This window comes from Emcibacter sp., assembly GCF_048269205.1.
Lineage (GTDB): Bacteria > Pseudomonadota > Alphaproteobacteria > Sphingomonadales > Emcibacteraceae > Emcibacter.
On record NZ_JBLXJC010000004.1, the window covers coordinates 60171 to 84232 of the forward strand.

Consider the following 24062-nt stretch of genomic DNA (forward strand, 5'->3'; position numbering starts at 1 on the left):
ACAATTAATTGAAAAAGACGAAGAAAATGCTCGAAATTAAAAATCTACATGTAGCGGTTGGTGAAAAGGAAATCCTGAAAGGGGTGAACCTTAGCATCGGGGATGGTGAAGTCCATGCCATCATGGGCCCCAACGGTGCCGGAAAAAGCACTCTGAGCTATGCTCTCGCAGGCCGGGAAGGTTACGAGATCACCGAAGGTGAAGTGCTGTTCCGGGGCAAGAACCTGCTGGAATTGGACGCTTATGAGCGGGCCGGTGAAGGTATGTTCCTCGGATTTCAGTATCCGGTGGAAATTCCCGGTGTGTCCAATATGAATTTCCTGAAGACCGCAGTGAACAGTCTGCGCAAATACCGCGGCGAAGAGGAAATGCCGGCGGTGGAGCTCTTGAAACTGGTGCGGGAAAAGGCGAATGAACTGGATCTCGATCCGGAAATGCTGAAACGGCCGGTTAATGTGGGCTTTTCCGGTGGTGAGAAAAAACGCAATGAAATGGTGCAGATGGCGGTCCTGGACCCGGCCTTTGCCTTGCTGGATGAAACGGATTCCGGTCTGGACATTGATGCCCTGCGGGTGGTGTCCGATGGCATAAACCGGCTGCGCGGCCCGGAGAAATCCATCCTGCTGATAACCCATTACCAGCGCCTTCTCGACTATGTGGTGCCCGATCACGTGCATGTTCTGGCGGACGGGAAAATCGTCAAGTCCGGGGGCAAGGAACTTGCCCTTGTGCTGGAGAAGGAAGGATATGCCGGTATCGGCATCGAGGATACGGCGGCCTGAGAGACAAGATGACCAGAAAACGTTATATCGACAGCCCCGGCATAGCCGCGGATTTTGACCTGGTGAAAGACAAGCTTCCAGGAGCAGTTGTCCTTGGCGAGGCGCGCCAGTTTGCCTATGACATCTTCACGGACAGCGGCCTTCCGGGACCGAAGGTGGAGGAGTGGAAATACAGTAACCTGACGAAACTGGCCGGGCGCTCCTTTTCCATTGCCGGACGGACCGACGGGTCCGCCGGGGAAATCCCGCCTCTCCCTTCCGTGGCGCGACTGGTTTTCGTCAACGGATTTTTTTCCGCTGTCCGCTCCAGCCTCACCGATCTGGAGGGAGTAACCCTCTGCCCGCTGTCCGCAGCGCCGGAAGAAAAGCTCGCGCTGTTCGCAGACCTGGAGGATGAAGACAGTCTGTCTGCGCTGAACAAGGCCATGTTCACGGACGGCTATTTTCTGGAAGTTTCCGACGGTGTGCAGCTGCCCGATGTAATCGAGATTGTTTATCAGGCTGAGGAACATGCGGACCAGACAGCTCTCCGGACAAGAAACCTGATCCTTCTGGGCCGGGATGCCAGGGCCGAACTGGTGGAAACCTTCAGCGGCGCCGCCGGCCCCGCCTACTGGACCCAGAATATCTCCCATATTCGCCTTGCCGAACGGGCAAGCCTTGTCAGCCATACCCTTCAGCAGGAAGGCAGCAAGGCCGTTCACATGAACCGGAAAACCGTTGACCTTGCCGCAGAGGCCAGTTTTCAAAATTACAGCCTGCAGGCCGGAGCGGAGCTGAGCCGGACGGAAATTTTTCCTGTTCTCAGGGGAGAACAGGCCAGTGTGACCCTGAAAGGGGCCTATCTCGCACGGGACGGCCAGTCCCAGGATATTTTTACCCGTATGGATCACGCCGAAGGGCATTGCGAAAGCGAGCAGATATTCCGCGGCGTTGTCGACAAGGGCGGCAAAACAGCCTTCCAGGGCAAGGTGATTGTGGAACAGGATGCCCAGAAAACCAATGCGGACCAGTCCTGTAAAAACCTGCTTTTGGACCGACAGGCCCAGGCCAACGCCAAGCCGGAGCTTCTGATCTTTGCCGATGATGTGAAATGTTCTCACGGGGCGACAGTGGGCGAACTGGACGAGACGGCATTGTTCTATCTGGAAAGCCGGGGACTCGCACCGGCGGATGCCCGCGCGCTTCTTGTGGAAGCCTTTCTGGCGGAAGTTTTCGAGGATGTTGAAAACGAGCAGCTGCGCGACACGTTCCAGGGGCGTATCCGTCACTGGCTTGTGCAAAGCGGGGTGAAATCATGACGTCAGAAAATCCTAATATTCTGAAATCAAACTATAATGTGGAAGAAATCCGTCGCGATTTCCCGATCTTCGAGCAACAGATTTACGGCAAGCCCCTGACCTTTCTGGACAGCGGTGCCAGCGCCCAGAAGCCGCGTCAGGTGATCGACCGGTTGAGTGATTATTATTCCAATGAATATGCCAATATTCACCGGGGTGTCTATTATCTGTCCCAGGTCGGCACCCAGAAATATGAAGAGGTGCGCGGGCAACTGAAGACATTCATCAATGCCGCTGACGACAAGGAAATCATATTTGTTCGGGGGGCGACGGAAGCGATCAACCTGGTGGCCCAGACCTGGGGCCGGCAGAACCTGGGCCAGGGTGACGAGGTCATTCTCAGCCGCATGGAGCATCACAGCAATATCGTGCCCTGGCAGATGATCCGCGAGGAAAAAGAATTTGTCATTCAGGTCGCGCCCATTGATGATCGTGGCAACTTCCTGTTCGAGGAATATGAGAAATTGTTGTCTGAGAGGACAAAACTGGTGGCCATCACGCATATTTCCAATTCACTGGGAACCATCACCCCGATCAAGCAGATCATCAGGGCGGCCCACAAGGTTGGGGCGCTGGTCCTGGTGGACGGCTGTCAGGCTGTTCCCCATACCCGGGTGGATGTGCGGGATCTGGGCGCGGACTTTTATGTTTTTTCCGGTCATAAAATGTACGGGCCGACCGGTGTCGGCGTTTTGTATGGCCGCAAGGAACTTCTGGAGGCCATGCCCCCATACCAGGGCGGCGGGGACATGATCCGCTCCGTGACCTTTGAGAAGACGGTCTATAACGACCTTCCCCATAAGTTTGAGGCCGGCACCCCCCATATTGCCGGGGGTATTGGATTGGGTGCGGCCATTGATTATATGGAAGATGTGGGTTTTGAAGCCATCGAGGATCACGAGGAAAAGCTTCTGGCCTATGCCAAAGAACGACTGGCGGAAGTGAAGGGTTTCCATCTGGTGGGGCAGGCGGATCACATGGCGGGAATATTATCCTTCACCATGGAAAACGCCCATCCCCATGATATCGGCACCATCCTGGACCAGGAAGGGATCGCGATCCGGGCCGGGCATCATTGCGCCCAGCCGGTGATGGACTTTTTTGATGTGCCGGCAATGGCCCGTGCCTCACTTGGCCTGTATAATACATATGAAGATATTGACCGGCTGGTGGCCGGTCTGGAGAAAGTAAACCGGATTTTCGGTTAATACTCAGGGTATAAAAAAATGAGCTTTCTGGACGGATTTTACAGCAGAGACGACAAGGACAAGGACGCTGATAAAAAGCAGGAGACGAAAGTTTCCTCAGGCGGCCCGGCCTTGAGTGACGATGAACGACGAGACCTCAATCAGAAGATTGTCGAGGTTCTGCGCGAGATATATGACCCGGAGATCCCGGTCAATATCTATGAAATGGGCCTGATTTATGATGTGGTCATTTCCGATACCGCCGATGTGGCCGTGATCATGACCCTGACCACGCCCCATTGCCCCGTGGCCGAAAGCATGCCCGGCGAGGTAGAGCTGAAAGTCCGGGATGTGGAAGGTGTGGGTAATGTCACCGTGGAGCTGGTCTGGGACCCGCCATGGGACATGAGCATGATGAGCGAGGCTGCCCGTCTTGAAATGGGCTTTATGTAGGAGAAGTCAGATGTCAGCAGAAGCCGTATTGAAAATATCCGATGCCGCTGCAGACAGAATTAAATTTCTGCTGGACCAGCGGGGCAGACCGTCTCTCGGTGTGCGTCTGGGGACCACCACAAAGGGCTGCAACGGTCTCAGCTACAAGGTGGACTATGTGGACGAGGAAACGCCCGGTGACGAAAAGATCACAGACAAGGGTGTGACCGTCTATATCGACGGCATGTCCGTAATCTACCTGATCGGCAGCATCATGGATTACAGGGAAGACAAGTTCCAGACCGGCTTTGTCTTTGAAAATCCCAACGCCACCGGCACCTGCGGCTGTGGCGAAAGCTTCAGCGTCTAGAGCGCCTCGATCCGGGCCTTCAGGTCCTCGAACAGGTCGGGCACCTCGGTCAGGTGCTCCTTTTCCGTTTCCAGAATGGCCAGAAAGGCCCTTTTTTTCAGGGCCCGAACATCCACCCGGGCATCAAGATGTTCCAGGCTTGCCTGGTTGGCCAGAATGTCGATCAGCCGCTCGGCCCCGTTCAACCTGCCCCACAGATAATCATTTTCCCGGTCAGTGCGGCTGAAAAAGGCGCCGAAAGACCGCATGGCCGTGCCGCGCAGAGGCATTTCATTTTCGTCCTTTTTCAGGACGGACCCGTCATTGGGACTGATCCGGTTGACCAGGATTTCGTTGAATTCACCCAGATCCTTGCTGCCCATGATGGAAAAGGTGATCACATCCCAGAAGGCAAAGCCAAGGTAGGAGACGGTAAGCTCGTGTCCGACGGTATCGCGCCAGGGAATGTTGTTCTGCCGGGCGATCAGGTTATCGGTCATGGCCCGGAATCTATCCAGGTTGAGGTCCCGGGCCAGCAGTTCCAGGGCATCATGAAGTTCCGCCTTACGTGTGGTCAGGGAACAGATATTGGTTTCGCTTTGGGGATTGTCATCAAAGGGCTCATTGAGAAGCTGGCCGAAAACGTTGCGGATGGCCGTTTTGGCTTCTTCCGTCACGAAACTGCTGTCCCCCAGCTTGTCCAGTTTTTGCAGGATCTTGTAGAAATCCCCCTTCAGCTGGTCCAGCGCCTGCACATTGAGATCATGTTCGCCGTAAAGCTTGTTCAGTTCCTGGATCATGAACTGCAGGCGGCGCTTGTGATAGCTGACATCAAAGCCGATCAGGAATCTGGCCCAGGCCGGCAGGGCTGTATCGTCTTTGTGCCGGTCAAACAGTTCGCTGACCCAGCTCAGTATTTTGCTCTGGGCATTGGCCTCTTTCAGCAGATGACCATAGAGGCCGGAAAAGTCGATCTCGTCCTGATAGGCCCAGCACTGGAGAATGGAAAACACATGGCGTCGCCGTTCGCTGCCGGACGGGCAGTCACAGATATCGCCGATGATCAGGGTCAGGCGGGCCAGGCAGTTCCTGACCTTGAGCCGGGCATAGCCTTCATAGGAAAAGCCGGCATCCTTGACCGACCGGGCATTGGCCAGGTTGCGCCAGGAGCGGATGTCGTCGGCCGTGACTTCCCGCTTTGCGTCGCTGGCGGAGATTTCCTTTACCAGCGCTTCCACATTGGGTTTGATGCTGTCGACAACGGTCTTGATGATGCGCACCTGCTGGTTCAGGGCCTGCACTTCCATCAGATCGTCATGCATGGGCTGGTTCATGGGGATATCGGACAGAGCCCCCTTGATGGTATTGAGCAGGCTCGGCGGTGCCCCGGTTGGTTTGATGGCCAGTTCTTCCGGATTGGGATCGATATAAACGATGCGCCGGTCCACCTTGCGAAAGGCCGGTCGGCCGTGAATGGCGGTAATCACCTGGTCGAACGGCTTGTTGTTGAGAATGCTGCCGTCCAGGAATGAGGTTTTGTGCGGATCAAGCCCCGCCTGGCGATATTCCTTGAAGTTGGCTTTAAGAAAGTTGTCTTTTTCCGTCCATTCCTGCCCCTGCTCTTTCAGGAAATGATCCACTTCCCTGAGCTGTGCCGGGGGGAAGGCGCCGGGATAACAGGCGGTGGCCCGGGAGGCAAAGCTCAGGCCCGGCAGATCTTTTTTCTCGAAATCGCTGAAGCTGTCTTCGGGGACGGAGGTGAAAAGCCCCTTGAAATAGGAAAACCGCAGTCTGTGGCGATGTTCCCGTTCCTCGATCATGGGGGGATCGTTGATGGGGATGTTGCGCCGGAATCCGTGATAGTCGGTCAGCGTGACGAAAAGATCGAGCTGATGCCCGCGGGGCAGAAGCGAGTGACGACTGCCGTCTCCCATCCGGTCCAGGCCGCGATAGATCAGCCCCAGCAGATGCTTGCCGTCAAAAGGCGGTTTCAAATTCCAGATATTGAGAAGCGCGGGAAGTTTCGTGCGCACTTTCTCTTTCAGTTGCACATCCACCATAAACCGGTTGCTGAACATATTGATCAGCGGCTTGGTGAACATCTTCTCAAGCCGGCCGGGCGGTTTTTTCTCTCCCACCAGCCGGCTCACGTCTGCTTCATGCAGCCAGTGATCGCGCAGATGATCCATATTCAGGTCATGGGCGAGGGCGCGGCCGAGGAAAATACTGTTCATGCCGCCTGCCGATGCGCCGGCGATGGTATCGACGATGACCCGCAGTTCCAGATCCGGGGCAAGGGACTTGAGAATGTCGAAATAGACAAGCTCTGTATCGATCACGTCAGTGACGTCTTCATTGGGATAGATATAGGCCTGTTTGCTTTCGGCGCGCGGGTCGGGGCTGAAATGAAAGGCCTTGGAAGCCCGGGCCAGTTTCAGGATTTCCTTTGTTACCCCGTGAATATAAATAGCAAGGGAGATGCCGCCGAAGCAGACAAGGGCAAATCTGAGTTCCTTTTCCCGCATGGAAATCCGTTAGTTTATTGTTTTGCGGGACAGTTTAACTCAAATGGGTTTTAAATCAAATCTTTAGGGCAGATAAAACGGTTCAGTCGCGCCACCTTCCTGTCCACCTCGTTCCAGTCTTTCAGTTTGAAGTCCAGCACGCTCAGGGCGCCGGTGGGGTATTTTTCGATCAACCGCCGATGATCTTCCCGGTTTTTGCCATCGTTGAGATCATGGGCCAGAAGATTGATGGTCGGGTTGTGGCCGATCAATAGAAGAGTGTCGTATTTATTATCCAGTTCCCGGATCATATCCAGCACCATGCTGGGCTGGGCCAGGTAAAGGCCGTCAGGAAAAGAGACCGGTACCTTGCGTTCCAGATGCTGAACCAGATTCTTGAGTGTTTGCCGGGTGCGCACCGCCGGTGAACAAAGGATATAGTCGGGAACCAGGTTATGTTCCTGCAGGTAACGGCCCATAAGATGGGACGCCATCACGCCGCGGGTGTTCAGTGGCCGTTCGATATCCCTGAGGCCGGGATCGTCATGGCTTGACTTGGCATGGCGCAACAACAGAAGCCGTTTCATGGTCTTTCCTCTTTGATAAACGGGAGACGAAGCAGGGACAGAAAACCGAGCTCGCCGATTTTCCGGTAATTTTGCAGACCGATCGTCATATGCCCATAGCCCGCCGCGGGCCGGTCGCGATAGGTTCCCAGAAGCCTGTCCCAGCATGACAGGTTGAATCCATAGTTGCTGTTGGTTTCATCTGTGTGACAACTGTGATGGACCGTATGCATGGCCGGGGTCACGATCAGTCTTCTCAGTCCGCGGTCGACCGTTTCCGGAAGTCGCAGATTGCTGTGGTTGAACAGGGCCATGCCGTTGAGAATCATTTCAAACAGGATGACGGCGACCAGCGGCAGGCCCAGGGCAAAAACAACGGACATTTTGATCATCATGGACAACAGAAGCTCCAACGGATGAAAGCGAAGGGCGGTACTCACGTCCAGATCAAGGTCCGTATGATGTATCTTGTGCAGCCGCCAGAGGAGTGGCACATGGTGAAAGGTCACATGCTGCAGGTAAATGGTGAAATCAAGCAGGAGCAGCCCGAGAGGTACGGAAACCCACAACGGCAGGCCAAGAATATTGAAAAGCCCGTATCCATGCTCGCCCGCATACCAGGCGGTCCCGGCCGCCATGACCGGTAGAAGCAGCCGCAGGGCCAGGGTGCCGGCGACGACGACGGCAATATTGGTGAGCCAGCGAAAATGACGGGGAAACTGGTTCGTGCGAAAGGGGCTTCGGGCCTCGAGCAGGGCAAACAGACCAAACAGGCCCAGGAAGGTTCCCAGGCGGATCATGTCTGCATTGTTTGTCAGCCAGTCACTCATATGGTACCAATCAGGCTTGTTATAATAGTAATCCGAAACAACTTCTAGAAATCAGAGGCGATACCGTTGTTTTCCCAGTCCCCATATCGGACCGGGTCCGGCCCTTCCCGTCCGCCGATTTCCTTCGGCGGTGTTTCAGGCGCGTCTTTTTTCACCTGTTTCTTGTCGTCAGTGGCTTCCGCCTTGTTTTTTATATCGTCCATCGCCCGGCCTCTTGTGAAAATCATTGTCCATTTCCATATTAGATAGGAATTATTACGGGAATCGCAAGGGGATGGCCCCATAGCGGGACCGTAGTCTGAAAGCATGTGAGGAAAGCCATGGGATATGTAAGAACTGCCATTCTGCTGGCCGGCATGACCGGCCTCTTTCTGGCCATAGGTTATGTGCTGGGCGGGTCCGGCGGTCTGGTCATTGCCTTTATGCTGGCGCTGGCCATGAACGCCTTTGCCTATTGGAACTCCGACAAGATGGTGCTCTCCATGTATGGCGCCCGGCAAGTGGATCGTCAGAGCGCCCCGGAGCTATACGATATCGTTGAGGGGCTTGCCCGACGGGCGGGACTGCCCATGCCCAAAGTCTATCTGATGGATAATGACCAGCCTAATGCCTTTGCCACCGGCCGTAATCCGGAAAATGCGGCGGTGGCGGCGACCACAGGACTGTTGAAAATTCTCAGCCGGGAAGAAATCGCCGGGGTCATGGCTCACGAACTCGCCCATGTGAAAAACCGCGATACCCTGACCATGACTATCACAGCAACCCTGGCCGGTGCTATCGGGATGCTGGCCAATTTTGCCATGTTTTTCGGCCATAACCGTAATAATCCGCTGGGATTTATCGGAACGTTGCTGGTGATGATCCTGGCCCCCGTTGCCGCCATGCTGGTTCAGATGGCCATTAGCCGGTCCCGGGAATATGAAGCGGACCGTATCGGCGCTGAAATCTGCGGGCAGCCCCTTTGGCTGTCTTCGGCCCTGGGTAAGTTGCAGGGCGCAAGCGAACGTATTGTGAATGAAGAGGCGGAACATAACCCGGCCACGGCTCACCTGTTTATCGTCAATCCGCTGCACGGGCAGAATATGGACAAGCTGTTCTCCACCCATCCCAATATGGAGAACCGGATCCACAAGCTTGAGGAAATGGCCACCCCGGGCGGCGGCGGCCGGGGACCCATCGACTATGATCGTCCCCGTACGCGTCCCAAACCCCGTAGCGGCGGGTCTTCCGTACCCAATGCCGGGCGGGCACCGGGCCGCGGTCCCTGGCGCTAAACACCCGCAAAAAGCTTGGCATTCCCCGGGCCCTGTGCTACTGCCCTCTTCATAGTTGAATGGAAAGGTTATCCCGGTCGTGGCACAGGATCTGCAAAGTCGTTTGGCGGCACTTTATCTTCTGGAACAGATTCTGGACCGGGGTCAGGCCCTCGACGGCGCTTTTGAAAACTGCTGCCGGAAATATCCCGAGCTGGATCAGCGGGACCGGGCCTTTGTCCGCTATCTGGTGACCACCTGCCTCAGGCGTCAGGGCCAGATCAACGCCATAATCAACTTCTGCACTCCTCGCAATCTGACGCCGAAACAGGCGAAAATCCGGTACATCCTGCAGCTTGGCCTGACCCAGCTTCTATATATGGAAGTGCCGGCCCATGCCGCGGTGGACAGCAGTGTCCGGTTGGCGGATCAACAGAAAAACCAGTCGGTCCGGCAACTCAAAGGCCTGGTCAATGCCGTTCTGCGGCGGGTGGATCGGGAACGGGAAATAGTTGCGGAAAAATTCGCCGATCCGTTCCTCAATGTGCCGAAATGGCTGCGCAACAGCTGGATCGAACGGTTCGGCAAGGGACCGGCCCGGCGTATCATGCCCCCCCTTCTTGAGGAACCGTCCCTGGACCTGACCCTGAAACCGGGGGAAGACCCTGAAGCCTGGGCGGAAAAGCTGGGCGGAACTGTCACCCCCTTCAAGGGTGTGCGGCTTGAACGCGCCGGTCAGGTGGAAAAACTGCCGGGATTTGAAGAAGGTCACTGGTGGGTGCAGGATCTTGCGGCACGGCTTCCCGCTGAACTGCTGGGAGCACGGGAGGGGGCCCGGGTGCTTGATCTTTGTGCTGCGCCCGGTGGTAAAACCGCCCAGAGTGCGGCAAAAGGTTGTAAAGTGACGGCGGTGGATATTTCGGACAAACGTCTGCGGCGCCTTCGGGAAAATATGACCCGCCTCTCCCTCGATGTAGATGTGGTCGTATCGGATGCGGCGGAATACCGGCCGGAGGAGCTATTTCCCTATATTCTTCTGGATGCGCCCTGTTCGTCCAGTGGCACCCTGCGCCGTCATCCCGATATGGCCTGGAACAAGTCGCCCGATGACGTCGAAAGTCTTGCCGATATTCAGCGCCGGGTTCTTGCGGCCGCGGTGGACATGCTTTCCCCGGGCGGCACCCTGATTTATTGCGTTTGTTCCATGGAGGCGGCGGAAGGCCCGGATCAGATAAGGGCTTTACTGGAAAGCGACCTGCCGCTAAACAGGGACAGGATCAGACCGGAAGAAGTGCCCGGTCTTGAACAAAGCATCGGACCGGACGGGGACCTGCAGACCCTGCCCTTCCACTATCCCGGCGGGATGGACGGATTTTATATCTGCAGGCTGAAAAAAGACGGGTGATATCATGCAGCAGGCGACAAAGATTGCTCCTTCCATTCTGTCAGCGGATTTCGCCGCTCTCGGCGCCGAGGTATCGGCGGTGGATGCGGCCGGCGCGGACTATATCCATGTGGATGTAATGGATGGTCATTTTGTCCCCAACATCACCATCGGCCCGTCTGTGGTCAAGGCCCTGCGGCCTCATACAAAGAAGATCTTCGATGTTCATCTGATGATTTCGCCGGTGGACCTGTTTATCGAGGATTTCGCCAATGCCGGCGCCGACATCATTACCATTCACCCCGAAGCCGGACCGCATTTTCACCGCACCCTGCAGCTGATCCGGTCACTGGATAAAAAAACCGGAATTTCCCTGAACCCGGGCACGCCGCTGGAAATGGTGGAAAATGTCATGGACCTGGTGGACCTGATCCTGGTGATGAGTGTGAACCCGGGCTTTGGCGGCCAGAAATTCATTGAAAGCCAGCTTGAGAAGATCAGCCGTCTCAGAAAGATGATTGATGACAGCGGTCGCCAGATTGATCTGGAAGTGGATGGCGGCATCAATGTGGAAACCGCAAAGCAGGCCGTCGCCGCCGGGGCGGATGTGCTTGTGGCCGGAACCGCCACTTTCACCGGCGGACCGTCACACTATGCGGAGAACATCCGGGCCCTGCGCGGCGAATAAGGTTCTTCAAATTCCCTGTTATATTTTTTGGCTCCTGTGATATGCTCCCGGACAACCAGATATTCCCGGAGTAGACAGACTAATGGCAGAACTGCGCCGCCCATCCGTGCGTCCCTTTTCCGCAAAAATGCCGGCCCGTTTTAAATCAGCTGTTCGCCAGGCGGGATATAAGTCCCGTTACTATGACATGCGACTCAAGGGCAAGCATCCTCTGCGGCTTTTGGGAACGCCCAGAGATCCCTGGCAGGGGACGGTTGCCGGTGGCGCCCATATCCTGGCCCGGCGGTTTCATTGCAATGGACAGGTTCTGCGTAACCCGGCCCGGGACAACGGGGAATGGACAGCCAGTGAAATCTGGGCTGCGGACAACCTGTCCGACCAGTGGCGGGATCATCTGCAAAGCTTTGCCTGGCTTCGGGATTTGAACCGGGCCGTGGACCGCCTTGGCGCCCGCAAGCGTGCCGAGGAACTGGTCATTGCCTGGCTTGACCGCTATGAGAGCTGGGATGAATATGCCTGGCGGGCCGATCTCGCCGGCCGGCGGATCATCAACTGGCTGGCCTATGCGCCGCTGGTTATGGATACGGATGACCTTGTTTACAGAAGCCGGGTTCTCAACGGCATGGCCCGGCAGGCCCGGCATCTGATGCATGAAAGTTCCGATTTTCCGCCCGGCCCCGATCGGCTGCTGGCCATCTCCGGCCTGATCCAGGCCGGTCTTTATATCCCCCATGGAGAAGATTGGCTGAAGCGGGGCATATCCCTGCTGAAGCGGGAACTGCCGGAAGAGATTTTTCCCGATGGCGGTGTATCAAGCCGCGATCCGGACGATGTGCTGAGGCTGCTCAAGGATCTCATCATGTTGAAGTCCGCCTGTCGCAGCATGGGCCACAAGATTCCGGAAGAGCTGGTGGCGGCCATAGACCGGCTGGCCGGCCTGTTGCGCATGCTGTGCCATGGAGACGGCAGGCTTGCCCTGTTCAACGGCGCAAATGAGGGATCGGAAGAGGATATACGTCAGACCCTCGAGGCGGCGGGTCCGGTGGAGCCCCTGCAGGAAGACGCTGTACAGGCCGGTTTCAGGCGGCTGCAGAAGGCCGGTACGACGCTGATTATAGACAGCGGTCCGCCGGCCCTGCCGGATATCAGCCGCAACTGTCATACGGGTACCCTGTCCTTTGAAATGAGCCGCCTGGGCCAGCGGATTATCGTCAATTGCGGCAGCGGCGCTTTCTCTCCCCGGGAAGAGGATACCGATCTGTTCGCCATTTCCCGCATTACCGCGGCGCACAGCACACTTGTGCTGAACAATCGCAACAGCAGCGAGCTCCTGGAAAACGGTTTGATCGGGGCGGGCCCCACAGTTGTCAGTAGCCGCAGGCTCGAGGAGCGCGGCGATGCAATGCTGGACTGTTGCCATAATGGATATGAAAACAGGTTTGGCCGCAGGCACAGGCGGCTTCTCTATCTGAATAGTGCGGGGGATGACCTACGCGGTGAGGATATTCTGGAGGTGACGTCCTCCCGGGTCGAGGGGCTGCCCTTTGACATCCGTTTTCATCTTCATCCCGACGTGGCGGCCAGTGTTCTCGAGAACCGCAACAAGATCAAGCTTCGCCTGCCTGATGACGAAGTCTGGATGTTCATGTCTTCCGGGGCGGAAATGTCCCTTGAGGACAGCCTCTATCTGGGGGCGCCGGGACGAATGCAGGGCAGTCGGCAGATTGTCCTCTCTTCCGTGGCGGGAAGCGGCAATACCACGGTGAAATGGGGAATTCGGCGTATCATGGATGCCTGAATCGGCAGATGATCGGGGATTTCGGGCAATTAGGTCTTGCGTCATGTCCGGTGATCCAGTACATGCCCTGACAGAGCAAGAAAAGTGAAGGAAAGATTTATGAGCGACAAGCTTCTGCAGCCTGTTAAGCGGGCACTTCTGTCCGTCTCCGATAAAAGCGGCCTGGTGGAATTCGGAAAATTTCTCGAAAGTCATGGTGTGGAAATCCTGTCCACCGGCGGTTCCGCCAAAATGCTGGCCGATGCCGGTGTGAAGGTGACGGAAGTGGCAAGCTATACCGGGTTTCCGGAAATGATGGACGGCCGGGTCAAGACCCTGCATCCAAAAATTCACGGCGGACTGCTGGCGCTCCGGGATGATGAAGGCCACGTGGCTTCCATGAAGGAGCATGATATCGGCGCCATCGACCTGCTTGTCGTCAATCTTTATCCCTTCGAGGAAACCGTGGAAAAGGGTGCCGACTTTGCCACCTGTATCGAAAATATCGATATCGGCGGGCCGGCCATGATCCGTTCCTCCGCCAAGAACCATAAATTCGTTACCGTTGTGGTGGAAGCCGAAGACTATGAGGCGGTGCAGGCCTCCATGACGGAAAACAAGGGCGCCACAACCGGTGAGCTGCGGAAAAAACTGGCGGCCAAGGCCTTTGCCCGCACCGGCGCCTATGATGCAGCTATCTCCAGCTGGTTCGCCGGCGAACTGGGCGAAACCTATCCGGAACGCCTCAATCTGACCGCGACCCTGAAACAAACCCTGCGCTATGGTGAAAACCCGCATCAGGATGCGGCCTTTTATGTCACCCGTTCTGCGAAACCGCGTCCGGGCATTGCCACGGCCGTACAGGTCCAGGGCAAGGAACTGAGCTATAACAATCTCAATGATACTGACGCCGCCTTTGAGCTGGTCAGTGAATTCGGTGCCCAGGAAGGCCCGGCAGTGGCCATTATCAAACATGCCAATCCCTGTGGTGTGGCCCGGGGTGACAGCCTGATCGATGCCTATAACAAAGCCCTGCGCTGCGATCCGGTCAGCGCCTTTGGCGGCATTATCGCTTTCAACCAGCGGCTTGATGCGGAAACCGCCGAGGAAATTTCCCAGATTTTCACCGAAGTGGTAATCGCGCCGGAAGCCGACGAGGATGCAGTCGCGCTGTTGAAAGCCAAGAAAAACCTGCGCCTGCTGCTGACCGGCGGCATGGCTGATCCGCGTGAAGCCGGCCAGATCATCAAATCTGTGGCCGGCGGCTATCTGCTGCAGGGCCGCGACAACGGCAAGATTGCCATGGATGACCTGAAAGTGGTCACCAAGCGGGAGCCCAGCGAGCAGGAACTGAAAGATCTGCTGTTTGCCTTTACCGTATGCAAGCATGTGAAATCCAATGCCATCATCTATGTGAAGGATGAAGCCACCGTGGGCATCGGCGCCGGCCAGATGAGCCGCGTGGACAGTGCCCGCACCGCTGCCCGCAAGGCGAAGGACGCCTCAGACGCTGCAGATCTCGATATTGTGATGACCGAGGGTTCTGTGGTGGCTTCCGATGCCTTCTTCCCCTTTGCTGACGGCCTGATCAGTGCCGCCGAGGCCGGCGTAACCGCTGTGATCCAGCCGGGCGGGTCCATCAGGGACGAGGAAGTCATTGCCGCCGCCGACGAGCGCGGCCTGGCCATGGTCCTGACCGGCATGCGCCATTTCCGCCACTAGGCGGTTCCCGGAAATGACAAAAAAGGCCGCCATTTGGGCGGCCTTTTCTTTTGTCAGCCAAAGGATGTCTAGATCAGCACATTCCTGATCTGGCGGGCGGCAAAGCCCAGCTTGGTCACATTGATATGGCCGGACATCTGGAATTCCCGGATCAGTTTCTGGATGCGGGCCGTGGCGGCTTCGGATTCCGCCAGCCATTCCTTGGCAGCGGCCAGAGACGACCGGTTCTTGCTTTCATGCAAGGTGCGTTTGGTCAGAAGCTTCTGCTGGTCCAGCAGGTCGCTGACGACGCTTTTCACAGCCAGACGGTCCCAGTGATCGGCAGTCTCGGCCATTTCCGCCTGGTCACGCAGCCAGTCAAAGCCCATTTCATCGCCCAGCATGAAATAGGCCTTGGCCACATCCACCACATCGCGTTTCTGTTCTTCGGCGACCTGGACGATGTCACAGGCGGCCACTTTCATTTCCAGATTGCTGATGTGAGTGGCCAGGTCCTCGCTCACGCTCTGTTCGCAATACATGGCGATCTTGGCCTTGAGGCTTTCCTCGTGGGTGGTCTGTACGACAATGGGCATATCAAAAAGTTTTTTGATGCCCGGACGATACTGTTTTATAATGCCGCTTATAGATTGTTTCGGGTCCGTATTGTTCAGGAACCAGATGGTTTGCCTGCGCGCGAACTCCTCCACATCCATCAGCAACAGGATCTGGATGGTGGCGGGCACAATATAGTCCAGTTCCTCGATTTTTTTCCACAGGCTGTCAAGATCGAAGACCTCCCGGCCGATGATGGCGGCCCGGGCGATTTCCGCCGGCGAGGCGCCGGTTTCTTCCATGATGTCATGGATGCCGCCCCGGTTAACAATATCGTTGCAGAGCTCCTTGGCGATGATTTCCCGGCGCAGCCGGTGATTGCCAATGGCCTCGGCGTAGGTTTTACCCAGTCGAGCCGGGAAAGATCCCGACAGATATTTTTCCAGATAGGGGTCATTCAGGAAGTCACTGGCGAGCAACTGGTCATACAACCACATCTTGGCATAAGCGATCAGAACGGAAATTTCCGGCCGGGTCAGGCCCTGCTCCTTTTCCTCCCGTTCGATCAGTTCGTCATCACTGGGCAGGAATTCCAGCTCCCGGTCAAGATGAGCTTCTTTTTCAAGGTCATCCATATAACGAACGAAGCTGTCCAGTTCGCGAATGCTGGCGGCCCGGGCGACACTGATGGCCTGGGTCTGCAAATAGTTGTCTCGCAGTACTATTTCAGCCACATCATCGGTCATATCCTCCAGCAGCTTGTCCCGCTGCTTGCGGGTCAGGTGACCATCGGACACCAGACTGTTGAGCAGGATCTTGATGTTGACCTCATTGTCCGAACAATCGACACCGGCTGAGTTATCCACCGCATCTGTATTGAGCATGCCGCCCTTGAGGGCGAATTCGATACGGCCCAGCTGGGTGCAGCCCAGATTGCCGCCCTCGCCGATGACCTTGCAGTTCAGATCGTGGCCGTTCACGCGGATGGCGTCATTGCCGCGATCGCCCACCTGGCCGTTGCTTTCATGGCTGGATTTCACATAGGTGCCGATGCCGCCGAACCACATCAGGTCCACATGGGACTTGAGAATGAAACGGATCAATTCGTTGGGTGTAATGTTTTTCTGATCCGCCGGAATATCCAGAAGTTTGGCGATTTCCTTGCTGATGGAAATGGACTTGGCCCGGCGGCTGAAGATGCCCCCGCCTTTGGAAATCAGTTTTTCGTTATAGTCCTGCCAGCTCGAGCGCGGAAGAGCGAACAGGCGCGCCCGTTCGGCAAAGCTTTTGGCCGGGTCCGGATCGGGGTCGATGAAAATATCACGGTGATCAAAAGCGGCGATCAACTTGATGGCTTCGGAACAGAGCATGCCGTTGCCGAACACATCTCCGGACATGTCGCCGATGCCGGCTACGGTAATGGAATCTGTCTGTACGTTGATTCCCTTTTCCCGGAAATGCCGTTGTACGGATACCCAGGCGCCGCGGGCGGTAATGCCCATTTTCTTGTGGTCATAGCCCTGGGAGCCGCCGGAAGCGAAGGCATCGTCAAGCCAGAAGCCATAGTCCTGTGCCAGGCTGTTGGCGATGTCGGAGAAAGTGGCTGTACCCTTGTCGGCGGCCACCACCAGATAAGGATCGTCGCCATCGCGGCGGAGCACACTCTGCGGCGGGATGACGTCCATATCCTGCAGATTGTCCGTAATGTCTAGCAGGCCGGAAATAAAGGTTTTGTAGCAGGCGATGCCTTCTTCCAGGATCTCTTCCCGGCTGCCGTTTTCCGGCAGCATCTTGGGCACAAAGCCGCCCTTGGCGCCCACCGGCACAATGACGGTGTTTTTCACCTGCTGGGCCTTGACCAGGCCGAGCACTTCGGTGCGGTAATCCTCCCGCCGGTCCGACCAGCGCAGGCCGCCGCGGGCCACCGGCCCGAACCGCAGGTGAACACCCTCTACCCGCGGGGAATAGACGAATATTTCCGCATAGGGTTTGGGTTTCGGGGCCTCCCTGATTTCCCGGCTGTTGATCTTGACGGACACATAGGATTTGTTGTGGCCGTCTTTATCCAGCTGATAGAAATTGGTGCGCAGGGTGGAGCTGATGACATTGAGGTAACTGCGCAGCATGCGGTCCTGGTCGAGGATGTCCACCTGTTCCAGAAGTTCCCGGATCTGGGCCGTCAGCCGGTCCCGTTCAGCGTCCCGGTCTATCCCTTCATCCAGATCGGTGCGGAAACTGACCTCGAACATCTCCGCCAGGCAGGTGGCGATTTCCGCATGCTGGGTCAGCGTGTCCTGCATATAGCGTTGGCTGTAGGACAGGGCGAGCTGCCGCATATACTTGCTGTAGGTGCGCAGGACAAGAACCTGCCGCCAGTTGAGCCCGGCCCTGAGCACCAGCTTGTTGAAGCCGTCATTGTCGATACGACCAAGCCAGACCATGCGCAGGGTATCTTCCATGCGGTCCTTGATTTCCGAAAGATCGGTCCAGTGGCGGTGAACATCCTCAAGGAAGAAGTCATGGATTACATGCAGGACCTCTGTGTCATTTTCCCGCACGTTCAGGTCAAAGGCCATTTCCTCAATCACCCGAAGACCCATATTTTCCAGCATGGGCAGGCAGTCGGAGAGGGCGATGGTCTGGTGACTGGTATAGATTTTAAGCCGGATGATATGATCCGGATCCTCGGCGATCCGGAACAGGTTGAACTGGATATTATCGCAGGCCGGCAAAAGCTCGAGCTTTTCCACATCTGTGACCGCAAAACGGGGATCAAAAGACTCCCGGTAGGCAGAGTTGAAGGACCTGCTGTATTTGTTGAACAACTGGTTGCCTTTTTCCTCGCCCCAACGTTCGGTCAGCACTTCCTGTAAATAGTCGTTCCAGCGCTGGGCCACTTCCTCGATCCGCCGGTTGATATCTTCCGGGTTCGGATTGGGGACATTGCCCGGCTTGGTGCGGATAATGAAATGCCAGCGGGCGGAACGGTCATTGCTGAGCTGGGCATAGCGGGAGGACAACTCCCCGTTATAGGCGTCGCACAGAATGGCTTCGATTTTGCCGCGCAGGGTTGAATCATAGATTTCCCGGGGTACGAAAACCAGTGCCGAGACATAGCGTTCAAACTTGTCCTTGCGGATGAAAGCGCGCGCCTTGGGCCGGACATGCAGATGCAGAATACCCATGGCGGTTTCGAAAAGCTGGTCCTCTTCAATCTGGAACAGCTCGTCCCTGGGCAGGGTTTCGAGAATATGCAGCATGCTGCGGGCATTGTGGCTGCCGGGCTGGAAGCCGGAGCGGGCGATGACTTTTTCCACCTTGCGCCCGAGATAGGGAACGGAGCGCGCCCGTTCAATATAGGAATCGGATGTGAACAGGCCGACAAAGCGGGCCTCGCGGATTAGCTTGCCGCGGCTGTCGTATTTTTTGAAGCCGATATAATCCAGATGGACGACCCGATGGACCAGGGATTTCACATTGGCCTTGGTCACCAGCATGACCTGCGGCTCGCTCATGAAGTGCTCGATTTCCGGGCTTACCGGCACCAGCCCTTCCGGGCCCCGCAATACATAGACATCGGGATCTCTCAGAATGCCGAAGCCGGCTTCTTTCGATGTGGCGGCCCTGGTTTTGCCATGGTCATATTCCCGATAGCCAAGGAAGGTGAAGTTGTCGTTGATCAGCCAGCGCATGAAGTTCTGTGCTTCTTCCACCTCGTCGCGCGGCACGCTTTTGGGGGCATGGTCGAGGTTGTCGATCATTTCTTCCATTTTGCCGACAATGGGTTTCCAGTCGGCAACGGCGCTGGTGACAAAGTTCATGACCTGCAGGAGCTTTTCTTCCAAAGCTTTCAACTGGTTCGGATCGGTCATCGCCGTCACTTCGATATGCATCACGGATTCCGTGATCTGATGGCCGCCTTTGTTGCTGCGCCGGTGTTTGTTATCCCGCCGGTTTTTCAGGATCGGATGCAACAACATATGCAGGTCGCAGCCTTCCTCCAGAAGATTGAAGGTGATGGAGTCCAGCAGGAACGGCATATCATCATTAATGATCTGCACGACGGTGTGGGAAGATTGCCAGCCATGTTCTTCCAGGGTGGTATTGAAGACCCTGAGTTTTGTCTCGCCGGGCTCCCTGTCCTCGCTGAATTTCCACAGGGACAGGGCGATGCCGTAGAGTTCGTCAACGGGGCGATCGATCAGGTCGTCGGGGGAAGCGTTTTCATAAAGGTGCCGGACAAAGTCAGGAAATCCTGTCTGGTCGGCGTTTTTCATTCGCTCCGTGGCGAAACTGACGACGGAGTCGATGCGGTTGTCTTTTTGTGCCCAGCTGTTCACAATAATTCCTCTTGATCTTACCGGGACTCTCCGCAGTATCCGCGACCAGGATTGGTCCCGTTATTCCGTGAAGCCGGTCGTTAAATCTGTGAAAAGAAAATCAGTGCTGGTCTTTCGCCACCCGTTTCAGAAGAGAAGCCAGGGATTTCTCTTCCTCATCAAGCAGTTTAATGATCTCCACAGACGTTCCTTTTCGCTTACCCAATATCAAACAAAGTTCTTCTTTTTCCGGATCTGCCTGATCTTCTTGCGGAATTTTTTCCGTCAGTTCAAAGCCGGCTATTGTCGGCATGTTTTTAACTATTTTTTCGGCCTCTTCAAGTGAATTTTTTGCGGTTCCCGCCGCGTCATCTCCACTGCTCTCGCGGCGCGCCCGCACACACCCCTTGATGCCGCCTTTGAAGCTTTCCAGGAAAGGCTGCAGGGTCTTGCCGGTCTGTCCGTTTTTCAGGGCATAATCCAGGGCGGCGGCATATTCGGTCAGGCGCGTCTTGTCATAGTCCGCCCCGAAACAAAGTTTCAGGACCGGCGTGATCGGGGCCCGTTTCTGAACCTTCAGGCCCTCCTGCTGCAGAAGGCGCTGATAGTCGTCGGGTGCTTTGACGGTATCGATGTACAAATCGAGGATTGCGGCCAGGGCGCGGTAAAGGGATTTGCGGGACCGGCTGTCGCTGGCGCTTTCCCCCTGAACCAGCCGGCGGCATTCCAGCATCTGCTGTTCCAGCGGGACGGCCGGGGCCGTATCTGTCTCCTGCCCGCTGTCCGGGGCAACTGCCTGTTCGGGCGGGGAAGCCGGGCGCTGTGCCATGTCTTTTTCCAGAATCCAGCGGACGGCGCCAAGGATGAAGTTGATTTCCTCGTTGTCATCGCTGAACGGCAGCAGGATGCCCCGATAGAGGGCGCGTTCCTTGTCCTTGTTGACAAATTCCGCTTCAAAGGAGATGGGGGAACGATTGGCCAGAACTTCCAGATAATGATCGGTGATACGGCTGATCATGGTCCGGCGCGGGATATCATCCAGGGATTTGCCGGTGAGGTCCTCCTCAAGATCCTCTGTCAGGGCATGACCGATGACCTGCAGGCTGGGGGCGCTGTCACTGTCCCGCAGATCAATCAGAACCATATGATCCTTGTGGGGGGCGATATCTTCCGGGTCCAGCTCCCTCAGGGACGGCATGGCCTGCATGTCGCCGGCCAGCGCCTCCCACCGCTCAAAAAGCTGGAAGGTGGTGCGTCTTTCCGGTCCTGTGAAGTCGTTCGGGTCCATGGGGTCGTCAACCGGTTCTTCTTTCGGCAGTCCTGCCCTTATCGACAGAGCCTGTATTGCCTATACTATATGTATGAGCCAACTTTTCAAGATTTCAGTTTATGCCGGCAGCATAGCGGTCAGAGGTAAACATCCAGTGAATCGGACAACTTTCTGGCAAGAGGTTAGCGCTGTGCGGCTGCTCAGCCCGAAATCTGGTTGACCAGAATGATGGCGATGGCCACCGGACCGACAAAACGGACCAGCAGTCTCCACAGGGAAAACAGGGCGTCTGACCTGATCTCCAACTGTTCCCGGATCAGCCGGTCGGACACAAACCAGCCGACAAAAACCGCCATCAGCAAGGCATTGAGCGGCAGGAAAATATTGGCGACGAAGAAGTCGGTCACGTCGAAAATATTCTTTCCTTCGAAAAAGGAGAGGAAACCAAGCGGATGAAAATCTTTCCATTCGTTGAAGGACCCGACCATTATAAGGCCAATGACCCAGCAGATGATCCCCACAATCCAGCTCATCTTCCGGCGGCCCAGCCCCTTGTCTTCCAGCCAGGCGATACAGGGCTCCAGCATGGCGATGGAGGAGGTGAAGGCGGCAAAGGACAGCAACAGGAAAAACAGGATCGCTACGATCCCGCCGCCCGGCATCTGGCTGAAGGCCAGCGGCAGCGTAATGAACATCATGCCCGGGTCACCGGTCAGCGGCATACCGAAACTGAACATAATGGGAAAGATGGCGAGACTCGCCAGCAGCGCCACGGCGGTATCGGACGCGGCAATAATCACCGCCGCCCGGGGCAGCCAGACACCCTGCGGCAGATAGGCGCCGTAGGTAATCAGGGCGCCGACCCCGACCGCCAGCGAGAAGAAGGCCTGGCCGAGCGCGGCGAGCACCGCTTCCCCGCTCAGTTTCGAAAAGTCGGCGGAAAACAGAAAACCCAGGCTTTTGGAGGCATCCCCGATAGCGAGGTTATAAGCGGCGAGAAACAGGATGATCAGGAACAGCGCCGGCATCATGAATTTGATGGTTGTTTCCAGACCATGCCTGACCCCGCTGGAGACCACCAGAACGATACCCAGAATATAAATCGTATGCCACAGGCTCAGTTCGCCGAAAGAGCCCAGCATGCCGCCAAAAACCGATCCGAATCCTGCAGCATCTGTCTGGTTCAGGGCGCCGGTGGCGGCCTTGAACACATAGGCCATGGACCAGCCGGCCACCACGCTGTAATAGGTCAGCGCCACAAGAGGCACCAGGATGCTGAACCAGCCGATGATTTTCCAGAAGCTATGCAGGTTGTTTTCCCGGATCAGTTTCTGCAGGGTGCCGATGGCGCCCATCTTGCCGTGCTTGCCGAGGGATAGCTCGGCCATGATCAGGGGCAGACCGATAATAAAGACAAAGAACAGATACAGAAGCACGAAGGCGCCGCCGCCATATTCGCTGGTCACAAAAGGAAACCGCCAGATATTGCCGAGCCCGACTGCGGCGCCGATGGCGGCCATCAGGAAAGTTGTTCGGGAAGACCATTTTTCATGGATGAAAGTTGTCTCGGACATGGTTTGGAGCCTCTAGAGTATCATGACAAAGCTGGCGATTATATAGAGCAGGAAGGTTGCCGCCCCGGCTGTCAGGGCATAAGGCAGCTGGGTTCTTACATGTTCCAGCAGATCGCAGCCGGCAGCAATGGAGGAAACGGCGGTGGTATCGGAAATGGGTGAACAATGATCCCCGAACACGCCGCCTCCCAGAATGGCGGACAGCACCAGCGACGGCGGCAGGCCCAGGGTTTCGATCAGCGGCATACCGATGGGGATCATCAGGGCAAAGGTGCCCCAGCTGGTGCCGGTGGTAAAGCTGACCAGGGCGCCGGCCACAAACAGCATGGGCACGATCAGGACCAGGGGCACATGCTCCCCGGCCAGGCCGGCGATGAAGGTACCGGTGCCCAGAAGTTTCAGGCTCGCACCCAGCGCCAGGGAAAACAGGACGATCAGCACCAGCTGTAACAGTTCCCCCATGCCTTCGAAGCCGATTTTCACAAGTTGATGGTGGCTGAAACGGCGGCTCATCAGCATCATCAGATAGGCGACAAGCGTGGCCAGTGCCGTGGCATAGAGAATGGATTTGGAACCGTCGCCTTCGGTAAGCGTGCCGTTGCCGGTCCAGTACATGAAGGCAAAAATTCCACCGATCAGAACGGTCAGGGGAATGATCATGAAACGGGCGCGGGTGGCAGCGAACTCTGGCATGGCCTCGGTTTCCGTGGCCGCCCTCAGGTCCGCCCGGGCCATGGGGCCGTGCACCCGGTCCCGCAATACCGTATAGAACACAATGGCCAGTGTGACGAGCGCATAGAAATTAAGCGGCACCGATCCCATGAGCACGCTGACAGGCCGGTCGATGTCATAGGCGCTGATCAGGCCGAGAACATAGGCGCCCCAGGCATTGAACATGATCAGGATGCAGATGGGCGCACTGGTGCTGTCGATGATATAGGCAAGCCGGGCCCGGCTCATGCCGAATTTGTCAAACAGGCCGCGGGACAGGATACCGGCGGTCAGCACGCTGAGATTGGATTCAATGAACAGGATGACACCCGTAAATGTGGTCATCAGACCGACCCGGCGACGGTTGCCGGCAAGGCCGCTGTTGACCATTCTTTCCACCAGCGCCGTTACACCTCCCGAATGCCTCAGATAGGCCAGAAAGGCGCCGATCAACAGGCTGAACATGAGAATTCTGGCATTCCCCTCACTCTGGAAGACGGCGATGATGCGGTCGATGCTGTACAGAAAACCCATGAAAGGGGCATGAATGCCGGTGGCGGCCTGAAGCAGGGTTTCGGAACAATAGATGGCGAGGAACAGGGCAAGGATGACTTCCCGGCGCCACAGCACAACAATGATGGCAACCAGTGGCGGCAGTACAGAAAGCCATTCCATTAATTTTCCCCGACCAGACTGTTTTCATTTATTATTTGATGGCGCAGTATGAAAGAGGTTGTGAAGACGGTCAAGAGTCACAATTAAATTCAGGGCGGCAATTCCAGGGGGGGGAGGATGTCCTGATCTGTGGGGACAGACAGTACAGCGGGGAAAACGATATTC

At 56.4% G+C, this 24062-nt stretch carries 18 protein-coding genes; 10 read left to right on the top strand and 8 right to left on the bottom strand.

Going from position 1 to position 24062, the window contains the following annotated elements; translation table 11 throughout:
* The first annotated feature begins 26 nt into the window (after nt 1-26).
* Genes sufC through ACN0YD_RS14105 form a run of 5 tightly spaced genes read left to right on the top strand, consistent with a single transcriptional unit; the run spans nt 27 to nt 4111 of the window.
* The gene (sufC, locus tag ACN0YD_RS14085; protein WP_417320862.1) at nt 27-782 is read left to right on the top strand and encodes a Fe-S cluster assembly ATPase SufC; all 756 of its coding nucleotides are present in this window, start codon (nt 27-29) and stop codon (nt 780-782) included.
* 8 nt (nt 783-790) lie between these two features.
* Nucleotides 791-2083 carry a Fe-S cluster assembly protein SufD gene (gene sufD, locus ACN0YD_RS14090; RefSeq protein ID WP_417320864.1) on the top strand — a complete coding sequence of 431 codons (1293 nt, stop codon included), beginning with the start codon at nt 791-793 and terminating at the stop codon, nt 2081-2083.
* The gene (locus ACN0YD_RS14095; protein ID WP_417320866.1) at nt 2080-3330 is read left to right on the top strand and encodes an aminotransferase class V-fold PLP-dependent enzyme; all 1251 of its coding nucleotides are present in this window, start codon (nt 2080-2082) and stop codon (nt 3328-3330) included. Before sufD ends, ACN0YD_RS14095 begins: the two co-directional genes overlap by 4 nt.
* An 18-nt stretch (nt 3331-3348) precedes the next feature.
* Nucleotides 3349-3762: an SUF system Fe-S cluster assembly protein gene (locus ACN0YD_RS14100; RefSeq protein WP_417320868.1), complete on the top strand. Its 414-nt coding sequence runs from the start codon at nt 3349-3351 to the stop codon at nt 3760-3762.
* A gap of 10 nt (nt 3763-3772) precedes the next feature.
* On the top strand, nt 3773-4111 hold the full coding sequence (locus ACN0YD_RS14105) for a HesB/IscA family protein (RefSeq protein ID WP_417320869.1): 339 nt from the start codon (nt 3773-3775) through the stop codon (nt 4109-4111).
* Here ACN0YD_RS14105 and ACN0YD_RS14110 read toward each other — a convergent pair.
* Genes ACN0YD_RS14110 through ACN0YD_RS14125 form a run of 4 tightly spaced genes read right to left on the bottom strand, consistent with a single transcriptional unit; the run spans nt 4108 to nt 8217 of the window.
* Nucleotides 4108-6615, bottom strand: coding sequence for a patatin-like protein (locus ACN0YD_RS14110; RefSeq protein WP_417320871.1), 2508 nt, complete (start codon nt 6613-6615; stop codon nt 4108-4110). The two genes, ACN0YD_RS14105 and ACN0YD_RS14110, sit on opposite strands and share 4 nt — an antisense overlap.
* 50 nt (nt 6616-6665) lie before the next feature.
* Entirely contained in the window at nt 6666-7181 is a 516-nt protein-coding gene (locus ACN0YD_RS14115) for a SixA phosphatase family protein (protein ID WP_417320873.1), read from the bottom strand.
* On the bottom strand, nt 7178-7990 hold the full coding sequence (locus ACN0YD_RS14120; protein WP_417320875.1) for a sterol desaturase family protein: 813 nt from the start codon (nt 7988-7990) through the stop codon (nt 7178-7180). The genes ACN0YD_RS14115 and ACN0YD_RS14120 overlap by 4 nt, the downstream gene beginning before the upstream one ends.
* Before the next feature lie 44 nt (nt 7991-8034).
* Nucleotides 8035-8217, bottom strand: a complete 183-nt coding sequence (locus ACN0YD_RS14125; protein ID WP_417320877.1) for a DUF1674 domain-containing protein — start codon at nt 8215-8217, stop codon at nt 8035-8037.
* Nucleotides 8218-8310: 93 nt separating this feature from the next.
* Between ACN0YD_RS14125 and htpX the strand changes: the two genes are divergently transcribed.
* From htpX to purH, 5 genes are all read left to right on the top strand, one after another.
* Nucleotides 8311-9264: a zinc metalloprotease HtpX gene (htpX, locus tag ACN0YD_RS14130; protein ID WP_417320879.1), complete on the top strand. Its 954-nt coding sequence runs from the start codon at nt 8311-8313 to the stop codon at nt 9262-9264.
* A gap of 79 nt (nt 9265-9343) precedes the next feature.
* The gene (gene rsmB / locus ACN0YD_RS14135) at nt 9344-10648 is read left to right on the top strand and encodes a 16S rRNA (cytosine(967)-C(5))-methyltransferase RsmB (RefSeq protein ID WP_417320881.1); all 1305 of its coding nucleotides are present in this window, start codon (nt 9344-9346) and stop codon (nt 10646-10648) included.
* Nucleotides 10649-10652: 4 nt separating this feature from the next.
* The gene (gene rpe, locus ACN0YD_RS14140; RefSeq protein WP_417320883.1) at nt 10653-11315 is read left to right on the top strand and encodes a ribulose-phosphate 3-epimerase; all 663 of its coding nucleotides are present in this window, start codon (nt 10653-10655) and stop codon (nt 11313-11315) included.
* 82 nt (nt 11316-11397) lie between these two features.
* Nucleotides 11398-13113: a heparinase II/III family protein gene (locus ACN0YD_RS14145; RefSeq protein ID WP_417320885.1), complete on the top strand. Its 1716-nt coding sequence runs from the start codon at nt 11398-11400 to the stop codon at nt 13111-13113.
* Between the two features lie 99 nt (nt 13114-13212).
* A complete protein-coding gene (gene purH, locus ACN0YD_RS14150; protein WP_417320886.1) occupies nt 13213-14814 on the top strand; it encodes a bifunctional phosphoribosylaminoimidazolecarboxamide formyltransferase/IMP cyclohydrolase in 1602 nt (533 codons plus the stop codon).
* A 68-nt stretch (nt 14815-14882) separates the two neighbouring features.
* Here the strand turns inward: purH and ACN0YD_RS14155 are convergent, their stop codons facing one another.
* The 4 genes from ACN0YD_RS14155 to ACN0YD_RS14170 form a co-directional block, all read right to left on the bottom strand.
* The gene (locus tag ACN0YD_RS14155) at nt 14883-19688 is read right to left on the bottom strand and encodes an NAD-glutamate dehydrogenase (RefSeq protein WP_417320888.1); all 4806 of its coding nucleotides are present in this window, start codon (nt 19686-19688) and stop codon (nt 14883-14885) included.
* Nucleotides 19689-19788: 100 nt separating this feature from the next.
* The gene (locus ACN0YD_RS14160) at nt 19789-20955 is read right to left on the bottom strand and encodes a PAS domain-containing protein (RefSeq protein WP_417320890.1); all 1167 of its coding nucleotides are present in this window, start codon (nt 20953-20955) and stop codon (nt 19789-19791) included.
* Between the two features lie 182 nt (nt 20956-21137).
* The gene (locus ACN0YD_RS14165; RefSeq protein WP_417320892.1) at nt 21138-22511 is read right to left on the bottom strand and encodes a sodium-dependent transporter; all 1374 of its coding nucleotides are present in this window, start codon (nt 22509-22511) and stop codon (nt 21138-21140) included.
* 12 nt (nt 22512-22523) lie between these two features.
* Nucleotides 22524-23897 (bottom strand): Na+/H+ antiporter NhaC family protein, encoded by a 1374-nt coding sequence (locus tag ACN0YD_RS14170; RefSeq protein ID WP_417320894.1) that lies wholly within the window; start codon nt 23895-23897, stop codon nt 22524-22526.
* Between the last annotated feature and the right edge of the window lie 165 nt (nt 23898-24062).